General features: G+C 60.5%; 13 protein-coding genes and 2 rRNA genes (1 of these 15 running past the window's edge). 7 read left to right on the forward strand and 8 right to left on the reverse strand.

Annotation, left to right across the window (positions count from 1 at the left end; all coding sequences use genetic code 11):
- Positions 1-62 precede the first annotated feature (62 nt).
- On the forward strand, positions 63-974 hold the full coding sequence (gene galU, locus WIR04_RS16555; RefSeq protein WP_025325880.1) for a UTP--glucose-1-phosphate uridylyltransferase GalU: 912 nt from the start codon (positions 63-65) through the stop codon (positions 972-974).
- A gap of 213 nt (positions 975-1187) precedes the next feature.
- Positions 1188-2585: a peptide MFS transporter gene (locus WIR04_RS16560; RefSeq protein WP_289987651.1), complete on the forward strand. Its 1398-nt coding sequence runs from the start codon at positions 1188-1190 to the stop codon at positions 2583-2585.
- Positions 2586-2655: 70 nt separating this feature from the next.
- On the opposite strand, the gene WIR04_RS16565 is transcribed toward WIR04_RS16560, so the two are convergent.
- On the reverse strand, positions 2656-3627 hold the full coding sequence (locus WIR04_RS16565; protein ID WP_025325878.1) for a response regulator: 972 nt from the start codon (positions 3625-3627) through the stop codon (positions 2656-2658).
- A gap of 311 nt (positions 3628-3938) precedes the next feature.
- Here WIR04_RS16565 and WIR04_RS16570 point away from each other — a divergent pair, with 311 nt between their 5' ends.
- From WIR04_RS16570 to WIR04_RS16580, 3 genes are all read left to right on the forward strand, one after another.
- Positions 3939-4613 carry a DnaT-like ssDNA-binding domain-containing protein gene (locus WIR04_RS16570; protein ID WP_338888369.1) on the forward strand — a complete coding sequence of 225 codons (675 nt, stop codon included), beginning with the start codon at positions 3939-3941 and terminating at the stop codon, positions 4611-4613.
- 66 nt (positions 4614-4679) lie between these two features.
- Positions 4680-5534, forward strand: a complete 855-nt coding sequence (locus WIR04_RS16575; RefSeq protein ID WP_042649085.1) for a DnaA ATPase domain-containing protein — start codon at positions 4680-4682, stop codon at positions 5532-5534.
- Positions 5535-5665: 131 nt separating this feature from the next.
- On the forward strand, positions 5666-6301 hold the full coding sequence (locus tag WIR04_RS16580) for an SDR family oxidoreductase (protein WP_338888373.1): 636 nt from the start codon (positions 5666-5668) through the stop codon (positions 6299-6301).
- A 102-nt stretch (positions 6302-6403) separates the two neighbouring features.
- On the opposite strand, the gene WIR04_RS16585 is transcribed toward WIR04_RS16580, so the two are convergent.
- The 4 genes from WIR04_RS16585 to WIR04_RS16600 all read right to left on the reverse strand — a co-directional run bounded on the left by WIR04_RS16585 (position 6404) and on the right by WIR04_RS16600 (position 11223).
- Positions 6404-7600 carry an ABC transporter permease gene (locus WIR04_RS16585; RefSeq protein WP_338888375.1) on the reverse strand — a complete coding sequence of 399 codons (1197 nt, stop codon included), beginning with the start codon at positions 7598-7600 and terminating at the stop codon, positions 6404-6406.
- The gene (locus tag WIR04_RS16590; protein ID WP_338888377.1) at positions 7597-8739 is read right to left on the reverse strand and encodes an ABC transporter permease; all 1143 of its coding nucleotides are present in this window, start codon (positions 8737-8739) and stop codon (positions 7597-7599) included. The genes WIR04_RS16585 and WIR04_RS16590 overlap by 4 nt, the downstream gene beginning before the upstream one ends.
- A complete protein-coding gene (locus WIR04_RS16595) occupies positions 8739-9743 on the reverse strand; it encodes an HlyD family secretion protein (protein WP_338888379.1) in 1005 nt (334 codons plus the stop codon). Before WIR04_RS16595 ends, WIR04_RS16590 begins: the two co-directional genes overlap by 1 nt.
- Positions 9744-9816: 73 nt before the next feature.
- Positions 9817-11223, reverse strand: coding sequence for a TolC family protein (locus WIR04_RS16600; RefSeq protein ID WP_307766637.1), 1407 nt, complete (start codon positions 11221-11223; stop codon positions 9817-9819).
- A gap of 292 nt (positions 11224-11515) precedes the next feature.
- Here WIR04_RS16600 and dusB point away from each other — a divergent pair, with 292 nt between their 5' ends.
- A complete protein-coding gene (gene dusB, locus WIR04_RS16605; protein WP_111911924.1) occupies positions 11516-12481 on the forward strand; it encodes a tRNA dihydrouridine synthase DusB in 966 nt (321 codons plus the stop codon).
- Between the two features lie 25 nt (positions 12482-12506).
- The gene (gene fis / locus WIR04_RS16610) at positions 12507-12803 is read left to right on the forward strand and encodes a DNA-binding transcriptional regulator Fis (RefSeq protein WP_005309538.1); all 297 of its coding nucleotides are present in this window, start codon (positions 12507-12509) and stop codon (positions 12801-12803) included.
- Between the two features lie 82 nt (positions 12804-12885).
- Here fis and WIR04_RS16615 read toward each other — a convergent pair whose 3' ends face one another.
- The 3 genes from WIR04_RS16615 to WIR04_RS16625 form a co-directional block, all read right to left on the reverse strand.
- A complete protein-coding gene (locus tag WIR04_RS16615; protein WP_307766638.1) occupies positions 12886-13518 on the reverse strand; it encodes a LysE family translocator in 633 nt (210 codons plus the stop codon).
- A gap of 299 nt (positions 13519-13817) precedes the next feature.
- Positions 13818-13932, reverse strand: a 5S ribosomal RNA gene (gene rrf / locus WIR04_RS16620).
- Between the two features lie 124 nt (positions 13933-14056).
- A 23S ribosomal RNA gene (locus WIR04_RS16625) occupies positions 14057-15894 on the reverse strand; it runs 1052 nt beyond the window's last position.

Genomic DNA, 15894 nt, shown 5'->3' on the forward strand with positions numbered 1-15894 from the left:
CTGTGGCTGCCCTATTTGTCTTGGGGTATCATGAACGCACTTTGTATCCTCGGACTCATTCCATGAAAAAGACACCCCTCGTTGTTCGCAAGGCCGTCCTCCCCGTTGCCGGTCTGGGTACCCGCATGTTGCCCGCCACCAAGGCCATCCCCAAAGAGATGCTGCCGGTGGTCGACAAGCCGCTGATCCAGTATGTGGTGCGTGAAGCCATCGCCGCCGGCATCAAGGAGATCATCCTGGTGACCCACTCCAGCAAGAACTCCATCGAGAACCATTTCGACAAGAGCTTCGAGCTGGAGGCGACCCTGGAGAAGCGGGTCAAGCGCCAGTTGCTGGAAGAGGTGCAGCATATCTGCCCGAAAGACGTCACCATCATGCACGTGCGCCAGGGGGAGGCCAAGGGTCTGGGCCATGCTGTGCTGTGCGCCCGCCCGCTGATCGGCGATAACCCCTTCGCCGTACTGCTGCCTGACGTGCTCATCGACGAGGTGGCCAGCGATCTCAAACAGGACAACCTGGCCGAGATGGTGCATATGTTCGAGGCGGACCAGATCAGCCAGATCATGGTAGAAGCCGTCCCCGAGAGCGAAGTGGACAAATACGGCATCGCCGACATCAAGGGCGAGGCCCTGAGCGCCGGCATGTCACTGCCGATGCAGGCCATCGTCGAGAAGCCGCCGCGCGACGAGGCGCCTTCCAACCTGGCCGTGGTTGGCCGCTATGTGCTCTCCGCCAACATCTGGCCCTTGCTGGAGAAGACCCCGGCCGGGGCGGGCGACGAGATCCAGCTGACCGATGCCATCGCCATGCTGATGGAACACGAACAGGTCAATGCCTACTTCATGAAGGGTCGCAGCCACGATTGCGGCAGCAAGCTGGGTTACATGAAGGCCAATGTGGAATACGCGGTACGCCACCGGGAGATGGACAGCGAATTTACCGCCTGGCTCAAGCAGTTCGTCAAACAGTTGTAATTGCTGAAAATTCACACAATATACAGAATAAAAGACTGGGCATCATTCGATGCCCATTTTCATTTTATAAACAAAAATTCAACCATTGATAGATAAAATATCGTCAAAACCTCTCGTTGTAATTCAATCCTGCTTGTTTTATAAGGAATATGGCTTGTTCCTAGCCCTTGCATAAAATTTCTAAAAAAATATAAGACACAGGTGGAAGTTCCAATGAATAACCCGTCCAAAGGGACCTTTTTAGGTCACCCTAAAGGGCTCTTTTTGCTCTTTAGTACCGAACTCTGGGAGAGATTCTCCTACTACGGCATGCGTGCCGTGCTCGTCCTCTATCTGACTGACATGACCGCCAACGGCGGCATGGGCTGGACCCAGGCCGATGCCCTCAAGCTGTACGGCATCTATACCGGTCTGGTCTATATCACTCCGATCATCGGAGGCTGGCTGGCCGATACCTTCCTCGGTCAACGCCGCGCCATCCTGATCGGTGCCATCTTCATGGCCGCGGGTCAATTCACCCTGGCCCTGCCCCACGCCATGTTCCCGGACATGGTCAACACCGTCTTCTACGCGGGCCTTGGCTTGCTGATCCTGGGTAACGGTCTGTTCAAACCGAACATCTCCACCATGGTGGGCGACCTGTATCAGGAAGGGGACCACCGTCGTGACGGTGCCTTCACCATCTTCTACATGGGCATCAACCTGGGCTCCCTGCTGGCAGGGGTCATCTGTGGCGCCGCCGCCACCGCCTACGGCTGGCAAGCCGCCTTCGTCAGCGCCGGTATCGGCATGCTGTTGTCCCTGGTGGTGCAAGCCACCATGGCCCAGCGTTTCCTCGGCGACATCGGCCGCGTGCCGGCCGCCCAGCGCGCCGCCATGCAGCGTTCCAAGGAGCAGAAAGCCCCGCTGACCAAGCAGGAAGTGGATCGCATCAAGGTCATCCTGGTGCTGGGTCTGTTCACCATCATCTTCTGGGCCGGTTTCGAGCAGGCCGGTGGTCTGATGAACCTGTACGCACAGGAGTATACCGACCGCATGATCGGCAGCTTCGAAGTGCCGACCGCCTGGTTCCAGTCCCTGAACCCCTTCTTCATCATCACGCTCGCCCCGATCGTGGCCGCCATCTGGATCAAGCTCGGCAGCAAGGAGCCAAACTCCCCGGTGAAATTCGCCATGGGTCTGCTGTTCCTGGCCGTCGGCTTCCTCTTCATGATCGGTGCCGTGCTGGAGCAAGGCGGCGATCAGGCGGTCAAGACCTCCATGTTCTGGCTGGTCGGTGCCTACCTGTTCCACACTCTGGGCGAGCTCTGCCTCTCCCCGATCGGCCTCTCCATGGTGACCAAGCTGGCACCGCTGCGCCTGGCCTCCCTGATGATGGGTGCCTGGTTCGGCTTCGTCGCCCTGGCCAACTATGCGGCCGGTTTCATCGGCTCCTTCGTCGGTGAAGCGGGTCCGATAGCCATCTTCGGTGGCATCGCCCTGGCCGCCGTGATCAGCGCCCTGATCCTGCTGACCATGGCCAACCGCCTGGTCTACTGGATGCACGGCGCCGAAGGCCCCGCCAAAGAGGCTGACGAGCACGACAAGAAGCTGCAATCCGCCACCGTCTAACCGGTCCGGACTGCACAACAAACAGGGCGCCCATTGGGCGCCCTGTTTGTTTCCGCTCTAAAGCACGGCCTCAGTGATGACGAACCTGCATCTTCAGGGCACTGCCGTTGTCGCTGCGAAACTGCAGCTCGAAGGGTTCGTGCCAGCTGCGCTTGTGCAACCCATAGCGGCTGCTGCGCATCAGCCCGAGCGGCAATCCCCCCGAGCGCATCAGCCAGTGGGGCGAAGTGAGGCCCGCATTGGCAAACACCAGTCCGTCTTCCTGATCGAACAGCAATGCCGCCATGGAAAAGGAGTGGCGCAGACCCGACTCCAGCAGTTGCAGATTGAGGTAGTCGAGCAACCTGTGGGGCTGGGTCAGCAGCTGGCTCTCCTGCTGCTGGTATTGGCGATAGGGCCCGTTCATCAAGGAGCGCACCAGGGCACCGCAGAAGGCGGCATCCACCCCCAGGATGGGCAGCTCCATCACCAGCACCAACAGCTTGTCGTCCAGCTTGAAGGTGTCGGGAATGAACAGATTGCCCATGCCGGCGAACGTCACCTGCCAGGGCCCCCACTCCTGCATGCCCGGTGGTGCCAGCCAGGCCAGCAGGCGGCTGGAAGCCAGATCGTGGGCCCGGAAGAAGTCGATGTGCTCCATCAGCTCCAGTTGCTGACTCTGGTGGGCGTTGCTCGTCAGGCACTGATCGATGCTGCGCCGGATCTGGCCATAGTCATCCACCGGCTTGATGAAGAAGTCGCTCGCCCCCGCCCGCAACGCCCGCTCGATGGCGGCCATCTGATCCTGGCCCGAGATGACGATGACAGGCACCTCGGGATAGCGGGCGGTGAGGCAGGCGATCACCTCATGCCCATCCATGTTGGGCATGTTCAGGTCGCATAACACGATATCGGGGTGATAGAGTGCGGCTGCCGAGAGCCCTTCGATTCCATCTTCGGCCTGAAAGACACAGGCCCCATCATGCTCGAGATAAGTGACCAGCGAGTGGCGAAAAACCGCTTCATCTTCCACCACCAAGATCCGTAGTCCGGCTTTTGACATCTTGACAAAGCTCTTATTAGTCAAACGGTTATTTGAGCACTAAGCCTAGATCATGGGAGCGTCATCTCGCCACCCAATATTGCCGGGCAGCCCCTGCAAATAGCCAGTCGGCCACCCAAGCACTTGAAATGGGCTGATTATTTTGTCAGCAATTTATCTCTCTTCCTTGCCGAGCGGGAGGGTCAGCGTCCCATTCAGCACTGGATGAGGGGCGCCACGGCATCATCAGGCTGTCATCCATGGGCACCGTGAATTGTATGCAACCCCGCCATGAGGGATAATGCCCCCCACTCCAGATCGTGAAGCAGACCATGACGCCAGCCGAATACAGCGCCCTCGCCCATCCCAGACTCTCCCATCCGGCACGCAGCCTCTATACCCTGCTGCTGCGCCGGCTGGTGCTGGAAAATCGGCTGCCCAGGCTCAACTATCCCGAACTCGGGCGCGCCCTGGCGGTGGTCGATCCGGGCAATCCCAGCGGGTTCTGCTATCAGGTCAATGCCCGCCAGCTCACCGAGCTGCTCGATGAGCTGATGGAAGCCGAATTGTTGCAGGTCGAGGCGCAGGCGGACACTGAGCACTACCATCAGTGCCCCTTCCAGCTGCCCCTGCTGAGCCAGCGGGTACGCAGCCCGCTGCCGGAGCGCCCCTTCCAGATGCATCTGCGGTGGCGGCCGGATGAAGAGCTGCCCGCCCTCGCCCGCCTGTGCGGGGTGATCGATGCCAGCTACAGCGAAGAGGATCTGGGGGAGTTCATCGCCTACTGGCTGGGCCGCCCCGAGGTGTTCGACTCCCAGCATCAGTGGATGTTGAAGTTCATCCGGACCCTCAAGAGCCGACGATACACAAGGCGCCAGCCGACCGAGGTGGCCGGTTATCAGCAGATCACTCCAGCCCCCGTCGATTCGGGGCCGAGCAAGCGGGCGCAGGAGATGATCGAGGCAGCCAAGCGGCTGGCCCAGACCCAGGAGCCGGACAATGATTGATCCCGGATGCCCGCAACAGGCACTATTAACCCCTTGTCACCCCAGCCCCAGCAGAAGGAGTATCCCATGACAGATCCGCACGACCCGCTGCGCCAGGAGCTGGAGGAGATCGAGGCCAAGCGCCGGAGGATCGCCAAGGCCAAACAGGACCATCGTGTGCACGACCCCGAGCTGAGCCAGCACGTGGGCGGCCTGCTCGAGCGCATTCGTCGCCTGCAGGCCCAGACCGGTGGCGGCCAGTACGACTACGAGACCCTGCGCAAGGAGTACGACGCCAAGGCCAATGCCGAGGTGCGCGAACTGCAGAAGGCGGCGCGCCAGGAGCGGATCCAGAAGCTGATCGCCCAGGCCGACCTCAACCCGGACTGGATCTTCGAGAAGATGGATGCCGGAGACCCCGCGCTGCAATACCCCATGGAGACGGCCCGCTACTTCATCAGCGGCTTCGAGCATTGGGAGAAGAGCGGCGGCGGCTGCATGCTCATCTACGGCGACTACGGCACCGGCAAGTCCACCCTGGCGGGCGCCGTGGCCCATGAGCTGATCGAGCGCCATCAGAAATCGGTGATCTTCCAGCAGTGGGCCTCCATCGTAGACAGGCTCTTCTTCAACGTCATCCAGGATCAGGAGGAGCGCAATCAGTACCGCCGAGCCCTGGAAGAGGTGGATCTGCTGATCATCGACGAGGTGGCGGCCAACCGCGCCAAGATGGCGGAGAGCCAGTCCAGCTTCCTCGGCCACCTGTTGCGCCGCCGTCGCAACCTCTCGAAGAGCGTCATCATCATCACCAACCACAGCCCCCAGAGTCTGCATCAGGCCATAGGTGACTTCAGCTTCGAGGCGATCAAGGCGTTCAACCCTGTGGATATCCACCTGAGCGGCCCCAGTCGTCGCCCCAGCATAGGCCACTATAACGGCTGAACCTCTGGGCCGGCGCTCCCTGCGTCCGGCCCGCTGTTTTTCTCCTCCCGTCTCACAGATAAAAACAACTCTCATTTACATCGAGTCGTCGAGCCCCTAGGCTAACCCTTTTTGTCCAAGAGAGCCCTCTCATGCCAATCACACTCATCTTCGGAGCCAGCCGCGGGCTGGGCCGCGCCTTCACCGATCAGGCCCTGCGCCAGGGTCACAGGGTACTGGCCCTGGTTCGCCAACCTGAGATGGCCGCCGATCTGCGCACCCTGGGGGTCGAGGTCATCGAAGGGGATGCGCTGGATCCGACCGCCGTGCAGCAGGCCTGCGCGCAAGCGGGCCCATCTGCCCGGGTCATCTCCACCCTCGGCAGCTTCCGTCAGCCACAACCCGTGGATTATCAAGGCAATCGCCACGTCATCAACGCCATGGAGCAGACCGGGCTCACACGCCTGCTGCTGGTGACGTCCCTCGGCTGCGGCGACAGCTGGCAGTATCTGCCCGAACGGGCCAGGGCGGCGTTTGGTCATGAGGTGCGCTTGAAGAGCCTGGCGGAGAGCTGGTTGCAGACCAGCACGCTCGACTGGATCATCCTCAGGCCGGCCGGCTTGCAGGATGGAGAGGCAACCGGACGTGCCGAACTGAGCCAGGGCAAGGAGGTGCACGGACTGGTGCGTCGCGCCGACGTGGCCGCCCATGGCCTGCGCCTGCTGACCGATGAGGCTGCGCTGGGGCAGATCTACGCCATCGGCGATCCCGAGCTCCATCGCGCCTGACCCATCCACAACTCAAGCCACGCATAAAAAACGGTCAGCCCTTGGGCTGACCGTTTTCGCTTTACCGCACACGCTATCTCACGCGCTCTTGCAATATCCCGCTTAACCGGCGGTCGTTTCACTCTGAGCGACTGACGGGCGAGCAACCGGCAGCGACTGTTGACGCCAACGCAGCAGCAGGCACGCCAGAGCGCCGTAGAGCAGTGCCAGCCCCCACAGCTGCCACCAGTAGTGGGAGACCTGAGCGAACTCGGCCCCCATCTGGTTGAGGCGCAGGAACCCCTCTATGGCCGGCGTGCTCGGCACCCACTGGGCCAGCCAGTTGAGAGGGGTCGGGATCAGCTCTAGCGGCCAGATGAAGCCCGCGAGGAAGACCAGTGGCAACGAGGAGATGAGCACTGCCTGGGTCGGCAGGTCGCGACGGGTAAACAGAGCCCCCAGCACTACCCCAAACCAGGTGGTGGCCAGCAGGAAGGGCAGGGTGAACAGCCACAAGGCGGCCGGCTCGGCGGTGCGGGCTATGCCGTAGTAGTCGAAGCAGAAGCCGAAGAAGTAGGTCACCGGCAACACGAACAGCCCCCCCACCACCAGGGTGCGCGCCAGCAGCAGCGCCAGCACGGGCACCTGCTGCCAATAGCCCTGCTCCCCTCGCCCGCTTCGCTGATTCTGGGTCGCCCCCAGAATGCCGGTGCCCATCAGCAGCACCTGGTGCAGGATCAGCACGAAGACCGCCGGCACCACGTAGTTCACATAACCCATGGAGGGGTTGAACACCGGCACCACGTTGAGCCCGACCGCATTCCAGCCCATGGCGGCCTGGGGCAGTGCCTCGCCCTGGCTCAGCAGCCGGGCCACCTTGATCTGGGCGGCCAGGGTGCCTCCGGCCTGGGCCAGCCCCTCGGCGATGGTGCCGTAGACCAGGAAGTAAGAAGCGTCCCCGGCGTAACTCAGCGTGACACTCTTGCCCAGCATCAGATCCCGGTAGAAGTGACGGGGAATGTGCAATATGCCGCTGGCCTTGCCGGTCAGCAGCCACTGACGGGCCTGTGTCAGGCTCTCGACCCGAGCCACCAGTTTCACCTGGGGTGTCGCATCGGCCATGAACTCCAGCTGACGGGAGATCTGGCTGTCATCATCGTTGACCACCACCACCGCCTCCTCGCGAGGCAACTGATGCAGATAGGGCTGCGGATAGAGGAAAGAGTAGAAGAAGACACCGCCAAACAGGGTCAGCATGATGGCCCTGTCCGCCAGCAGGGTGCGCAACTCGAGACGCACCAGATCCCAGAAACCCATCATGATTCAGGCTCCTTGGTGGCCAGCTGGCGGGCCGCATCGGCCTGGGGTTGATAGCGCCGCACCACCAGCAGCAGCGGCAGCAGGAACAGCAGCAGTGCGCCGAACTGGGGCAGGGCCGCCGTCAGCGGCTGGCCGTAGTTGGTCTGGCCTATCTGCAGCTCGACATAGTGGGAGATGGGCAGCAGGCTTCGCCAGAACTGGGCCACATCCCCCATGGCGCTGACCGGGAAGGTCACCCCCATAAAGGCGAAGCCCGGCGCCGTGTAGGCCCCTGCCAGGGAGAGCGCACGGGCCGGATCCCGGATGACGCCGTAGAAGAAGGCCCCCATGCTGACGCAGGCGGCCGAGGCCAGCCCCAGACCCAGCGTCAACACCAGCCAGCTCCCCTGCATGGGATAACCCAGCCCCTTGAACAGCAGCAGACTCCACGCCAGCCCCCACCCCCACCCGATGAATACATGAGGCAGCAAGGTGCGCCAGAGTCCGAACCAGACCCCTCTGGTGGTCCAGTCTAGACCGAGTCGATCGGTGCGGGCCAGGGCGTTGAGGCCATAGAGCACCACCAGGATCTGCCATACCGCGGGCAACAGGGCGCTCAGCAGAAACTGGGCGTAGCTGGAGTTGATGTTGTAGAGCGCCGTCACCTGGCTCGCTATGGGCACCGCCTGCCCAAAGGCCCCGGGAAGCGCCTTGCCGTCGGCCATGGCCGCCAACACGCCAACCTGGCCGTTGAGGGTGCCCACCACCTGGGCCAGGGCCGCGTTGACCAGCTTGGCGATCAGGATGAACTGGCCGTTGTTGAACACGGTGACCTGCGGCTGAGTGCCTTGCCGGGCATCCCGCTCCAGGTGGTGGGGGATCACCACCAGGGCGTAGATGCCGCCCCCGCGCAGCGCCCTGGCCCCCTCGTCTATGGTGTCAAACTGCTGCGCTATCTTAAGCCCGGCGGAGGCATCCAGCGAATAGGTGAGCTGGCGGGAGAGCGTGCTCCGATCCAGATCCACCAGACCCACCTTGAGATCCCGCGCCAGCCCCGCCGAGAAGATCCAGCACAAGAGCCCGATCAGCAGTAGCGGGATCCAGCAGGTCAGGGCCCGGCTGAAGGGGTCTTGCCACAGCAGCCGCCATTCGCGCCCCATCAGAGTTCGACCAGCACGCTCATGCCAACCCGCAACCCTTCAACCGGTTGCAAGGGGCGCGCCTCCACCTGGAAGCTCTTCATGTCGAACCCCTGACGGGTGTCGGTGGCTCGCCAGGTGGCGAAATCCCCCATCGCAGCCACATGGGTCACCTTGAAGCGCACCGTCTGATCGCCAAGGCCCGGGATGCGGGCATCAAACTCGGTGCCGACCGGGAAACGGGGCAGCAGATCCTCGCGCACATGGAACTGGGCCCAGGCATCCTTCATGTCGAGCAGGGTCACCACAGGGAAGCCCTGGGGCGCCAGCTCGCCGCTGCGCAGCAGCACCTGGGCGACCTCCCCCTCGTGCGGGCTGGCGATGCGAGTGTCGGCCAGATAGGCCTCGACCTCGGCCACCCCGCCTGCCGCCATCTTGGCCTGCTCCCGCGCCGCGATCTTGGTCTCCTCCCGCGCCCCTTCCAGGGTCATCTGATATTGCTGCCAGGCCATGCCTTCGCTGTATTTGGCCGCCTGCCAGGCCGTCCAGGCCTCGTCACGCTTTTGCAGCGGCATCACGCCATCCCGGTGCAGGCTGGCGATACGCTCATAGGTTTTTCCACGGAGCAGGGCGGCCGCCTTGGCTTGCTGCCACTGATCCTTGGCTGCGGCTATCTGCTGGGCCCGCGCCCCCTTCTCGGCCTCCTGCGCCATGGCGCCAGCGGCAGCCTCACCGGCCTTGGCCTGGCTCAGCTTGGCCTCGATTTCCGGGCTCGCCAGGGTGAACGCCAGCTGACCCTTGGCCAGTTGATCGCCCTTCTTCACCAGCACCTCGTCGATGCGCCCCGCCACCTTGGAGGAAACGGAATACTGCTGCGCCTCTATCTGCCCTTGCAGGCGCACCGGCTCCGGCTGATAGGCCAGCCAGAAACGCCAGCCCAGCCAGATGACCAGCAGCACCAGGGCAAGGGGCAGCAACCAAGGCTTGCCCTGGCTCATCTTCTTCTTGATGGGGGGATGACTCATGAATTCACCTCGACAAAAGGGCGACCCTTGGCGGTCGAAACAGTGATGGACAGATGGACCTGCTGGGTCGAAGTCATGAATTCACCTCTATCGCCTGACCATGCTGATATTGATTGAAGCTGTTCATCTGACCGGAGAGCGCCAGCAGGCGGGCCAGGGAGACCACGTATTGATAAGCTGCCGCGGCGCGCTGGGTCTTGACCCCGGCCAGCTGGCTCTGGGCATCCACCACATCCAGGGAGGTGGAGAGCCCCTGACCGAACGCCTTGTCCCGCAGCCGCACATTCTCCTCGGCCAGGGCCTGGGTCGAGGAGAGAGCGTGATACTCCTCCAGCCCCTGCGCAGCCTCGCGCCAGGTCTTCTCGACCAGCAGCTCCAGATCCTGGCGAGTCTTTGCCTGCAGCAGATTGACCTGCAGCTCGGCACTCTTGGCCGCCTGCACCGTCTCGGAGCGGCCGTCTCGGCTCACCAGCGGCATGCTGACGCCCACCCCGACCAGCCAGTCCGGGGTGGTCTTGGAAACGATGGAGTCATCTTCATAGAGGTTGTAGTTGCCAAACAGGAACAGCTCGGGGGCGTATTTGCCCTTCTCCAGCTTGATCATGCCCTGGGCCTGCTCCTTCTTGGCCGCCAGCAGCTTGAGGCCAGGGTGCACCGCCAGGGTCTCCTCCACGAAGGGGGTGAGCTGTGGCATCCCCTCGTTGATAAAGAGCCGGGTATTGGGCTCCGCCTGCTTGAGCTTGAGCATGTGGCCGAGCGCCAGCTGGGCTATCTCCAGGCTGCGCCGCGCCTTCTGGGTATCGATGCGAGCCCTGTCATAGGCCGACTGGGCGGAGAGTCGCTCGACCCGGGCTATCTGACCCTGGGCTTCGAGCTTTTTGGCATGATCCAGGTGGTGGGCCAGCCCCTGCTCGATCTCCTGCTTGGTCTGCACCACCTGGGCCGCCAGCACCACGCCGAAGTAAGTCTGGGAGAGGCTCTCGAAGGTGGACTGCTGCTTGAGCACCAGCAACTGCTGCGCCTCGCTCACCTGGGCCTGACGAATGTCCTGGGCCGCATCGATGCGCCCGCCGGTGAAGAGGGGCCACAGCATCTTGACCGAACTGGTGACCACGTTCTGCTTGGTGAGGGGGGTGACGAAGTCGCTGGGGCTGAGGTTGAGCGCCTGCATGACGGGGCCCAGCACCTTGCCAAATTCCGGGTGATTGGCGATGGGATTCAGATCCAGCATGTCCAGCTCCATCGGCTGATCGAGGTGGGTATAGCTGGCCCCCACATCCACCTTGGGCAGGTACATGCCCTTGGCCGCCTCGCGCAGCTGCTCTGCCCGCGCCACCCCGGCCTGCTCCGCCGCCAGCCCTTCATCTTGCTGGATGACCCTGCTCCAGGCCTCGGTGAAGCTGACGGTCTGCGCCTGCGCCGAGCCCAGCATGGCTCCCAGCAGACCCGGGCAGAGCAATTTGATGAACCTTGACCTCATACATCCCCAATTTATGTTTGTAATAAAATTGTGTGGAGCCTTTGCTCGATTCAGGCTCGCTATCATAGCGTAAACAGGCGCCGGAATGAGACTGCCAAATCACCGAGTCCCTCACTCATTTGACCCTGACCATGGTCCCAGACAATATGTCTGATTTTCAAGCACTCCTGAATTTGCAAGCCTTGGCACGACGTTTTTTTCAGAAAAAAATGGCTGACGCTCAAATACTAACCTTTTCTCCTGACTAAAAAATGCGTAATATACGCCGCCCTAAGCCGATGGTAACCGTGGAATGCAGATAGGTCCCCACACGCTTGAAACTCCCTTGATCGTGGCCCCCATGGCCGGTGTAACAGACCGACCATTTCGTGAACTTTGTTTACGTTTGGGAGCCGGCATGGCCGTTTCCGAGATGCTGCTGGCCAACCCGGATGTCTGGGATACCCAGAAAACCAGGATGAGAATGGGCCACTCTGCCGAAACCGGACTGCGATCGGTCCAGATTGCCGGAGCCGACCCCGAGATGATGGCGTTTGCCGCCCGCTACAACGTGGAGCAGGGCGCTCAGATCGTCGACATCAACATGGGATGTCCGGCAAAAAAAGTGAATAAGAAGTTGGCAGGCTCCGCCCTGCTGCGCCAACCCGATCTGGTCAGATCCATCTGCCAGGCCGTGGTGAATGCAGTAGAGGTACCTGTCACCTTGAAGATCCGCACAGGATGGGATCCGGATAACCGCAATGGCGAGGAGATCGCCCGAATCGCCGAAGATTGCGGTATCGCGGCCCTTGCCGTGCATGGTCGTACCCGCTCCTGCCTCTACAAGGGCGAAGCGGAGTACGACACTATCAGGGCGATTAAGCAGGCCGTATCGATTCCTGTTGTCGCCAATGGCGACATAGACAGCCCGGAGAAGGCCCGGTATGTCCTCGACTATACCGGCGTCGACGCCGTGATGATCGGCCGTGCTGCGCAAGGACGACCCTGGATTTTCCGGGAAATCCGTCATTTTCTTGAGACGGGCACCAAGCTGCCGCCTCCCGACAGGGAAGAGGTTCGCACCCTGATGAACGAGCATGTTACCAACCTGCACCAGTTTTACGGTGCATATCTGGGAGCACGCATTGCCCGTAAACACGTGGGCTGGTATCTGGATGAAGAAGAGACGGGCCGAGAATTCCGTAAGCACTTCAATGCCCTGGATTGTGCAGACGCACAGTTGAACGCGCTTGAAATGTATTTCGATGGATTAGGTTAACGCATAACTAAAGAGCCGACCGAATATGTTCGAACAAACCCTGACTTCTGATGCATTGGTAACAACTACTCACAATCACGCTGCCGAGCCGACCCAGCGCCCCCTGCGTGACTCTGTGCAACAGGCCCTGCGTAACTACCTGGCCCAGTTGAACGGTCAGGAAGTGATTGATCTGTACGATATGGTTCTCTCCGAAGTCGAAGCTCCCATGCTGGACGTGATCATGCAGTACACCCGTGGTAACCAGACTCGCGCCGCCGTGATGATGGGCATCAACCGTGGCACCCTGCGCAAGAAACTCAAGCGCTACGGCATGAACTGATTTCAGTCATCCTGCTGCAGTGCAGACGAAGGCGTATCCCAGCGATGGGATACGCCTTTTTCTATGCCCGGCGTTTACTCTCTCACTCCACGGCCAGCTTGATGCCGAGCCCCACGAACAGGCCCCCCATCAGGCGATTGAGCCAGCGTCCCAGGCGGGCAGGCAGGCGCACCTTGCGACTCGCATAGGCGGTCGAGAACGCCAGCAGGTGGCACCAGATCATCCCGTTGATGTTGAAGATGCAGCCCAGCACGATAAACGCCAGCGCCTTCTGCGGCGCATCGGGGGCGATGAACTGAGGTACGAAGGCGAGGAAGAACAGGGCTACCTTGGGGTTGAGTACATTGGTCAGCAGGCCTTGCCGAAAGATCCGCCCATAGGAGAGCGCTGGCAGCGATACTGCGGGCTCGCTCGTAACAGGTGAGCTTGCGCCTTGCCTGAGCAGGGAAATCCCCAGATAGACCAGATAGAGCGCCCCCGTCAGCTTGATGACGGCGAACAGCTCGGCCGAGGCACTCAGCAAGGCAGACAGCCCCAGGGCCGCCGCCAATACATGTACCATGGTGCCGGTCCCGATACCCAATGCCGCCATAGAGCCTGCCCGCCATCCCTGGGAGCCACTACGCAGCATGATGAGCAGGGAGTCCGGCCCCGGCATCATGTTCAACAGCAGACCGGATACGACAAACAACGCCAGATCGTGGATCCCCAACATACACAACTCCCTTGCCGATGAAACTCACAGTCTATTGATCCTGCCCGCCTTGTCACTCCCCATTACGGCAATACTGGGCATAAGCAGGAGGCATAGCCAGTGGCCGTCAGGGTTGGCGGGCGAGATAGTAGAAGACACAGGAAAGAGGGTCGAAAGGTAAGCAAGTGGCTAAACAACGGGCCATTTATTGAGGCAGATGGCCTGAACATTCTCTGAGCCATAAGAAAATCAGTGCTGAAGCGCTGAATATCAGGCAATAAAAAACCCCGCTCATTGAGCGGGGTTTCTTCTAATTGGGTGCCTGGCAGTGTCCTACTCTCGCATGGCGAATGCCACACTACCATCGGCGCTACCGCGTTTCACTTCTGAGTTCGGCATGGGATCAGGTGGTTCCACGGCGCTATGGCCGCCAGGCAAATTCTTCAATCTCGGAAAGCTGACGTGAGTAACGACTGATTGGCTGTTGCCTCGTCGCTATCACTGAATTTGAGTAGTTCGTTCATTCGCTACAAGGCCCAGAACACTTCTTGGGTGTTGTATGGTTAAGCCTCACGGGTAATTAGTATGGGTTAGCTCAACACGTCGCCGCGCTTACACACCCCACCTATCAACGTTGTGGTCTCCAACGGCCCTTTAGGACCCTCAAGGGGTCAGGGATGACTCATCTCAGGGCTCGCTTCCCGCTTAGATGCTTTCAGCGGTTATCGATTCCGAACTTAGCTACCGGGCAGTGCCACTGGCGTGACAACCCGAACACCAGAGGTTCGTTCACTCCGGTCCTCTCGTACTAGGAGCAACTCCCTTCAATCATCCAACGCCCACGGCAGATAGGGACCGAACTGTCTCACGACGTTCTGAACCCAGCTCGCGTACCACTTTAAATGGCGAACAGCCATACCCTTGGGACCGACTTCAGCCCCAGGATGTGATGAGCCGACATCGAGGTGCCAAACACCGCCGTCGATATGAACTCTTGGGCGGTATCAGCCTGTTATCCCCGGAGTACCTTTTATCCGTTGAGCGATGGCCCTTCCATTCAGAACCACCGGATCACTATGACCTACTTTCGTACCTGCTCGACCTGTCCGTCTCGCAGTTAAGCTGGCTTATGCCATTGCACTAACCTCCTGATGTCCGACCAGGATTAGCCAACCTTCGTGCTCCTCCGTTACTCTTTGGGAGGAGACCGCCCCAGTCAAACTACCCACCAGGCACTGTCCGCGAGCCCGATTCAGGGCCCTGCGTTAGAACATCAAACATACAAGGGTGGTATTTCAAGGACGGCTCCAGCGCAACTGGCGTCACGCCTTCAAAGCCTCCCACCTATCCTACACATGTAGGTTCAATGTTCAGTGCCAAGCTGTAGTAAAGGTTCACGGGGTCTTTCCGTCTAGCCGCGGGTACACCGCATCTTCACGGCGAATTCGATTTCACTGAGTCTCGGGTGGAGACAGCATGGCCATGGTTACACCATTCGTGCAGGTCGGAACTTACCCGACAAGGAATTTCGCTACCTTAGGACCGTTATAGTTACGGCCGCCGTTTACCGGGGCTTCGATCAAGAGCTTCGCTTGCGCTAACCCCATCAATTAACCTTCCGGCACCGGGCAGGTGTCACACCCTATACGTCCACTTTCGTGTTTGCAGAGTGCTGTGTTTTTGATAAACAGTCCCAGCCATCTGGTCACTGCGACTCCCAACTGCTCCATCCGCAAGGGACTTCACTGTCAAGAGCGAACCTTCTCCCGAAGTTACGGTTCTATTTTGCCTAGTTCCTTCACCCGAGTTCTCTCAAGCGCCTTGGTATTCTCTACCCGACCACCTGTGTCGGTTTGGGGTACGATGACTTGTAATCTGAAGCTTAGAGGCTTTTCCTGGAAGCAGGGCATCAATGGCTTCACCACCGTAGTGGCTTCGTCTCGTGTCTCAGTGTTGTGTCTCCGGATTTGCCTAGAAACACCACCTACGCACTTTCACCAGGACAACCGTCGCCTGGCCCACCTAGCCTTCTCCGTCCCCCCATCGCAATTACAAGTCGTGCAGGAATATTAACCTGCTTCCCATCGATTACGCCTTTCGGCCTCACCTTAGGGGTCGACTCACCCTGCCCCGATTAACGTTGGACAGGAACCCTTGGTCTTCCGGCGAGGAGGCTTTTCACCCCCTTTATCGTTACTTACGTCAGCATTCGCACTTCTGATATCTCCAGCATACCTCTCGATACACCTTCGCAGACTTACAGAACGCTCCCCTACCACTCACACATAAGTGTGAATCCGCGGCTTCGGTGCCTGGTTTGAGCCCCGTTACATCTTCCGCGCAGGCCGACTCGACTAGTGAGCTATTACGCTTTCTTTAAATGATGGCTGCTTCTAA

The organism is Aeromonas rivipollensis (genome assembly GCF_037811135.1).
GTDB lineage: Bacteria > Pseudomonadota > Gammaproteobacteria > Enterobacterales > Aeromonadaceae > Aeromonas > Aeromonas rivipollensis.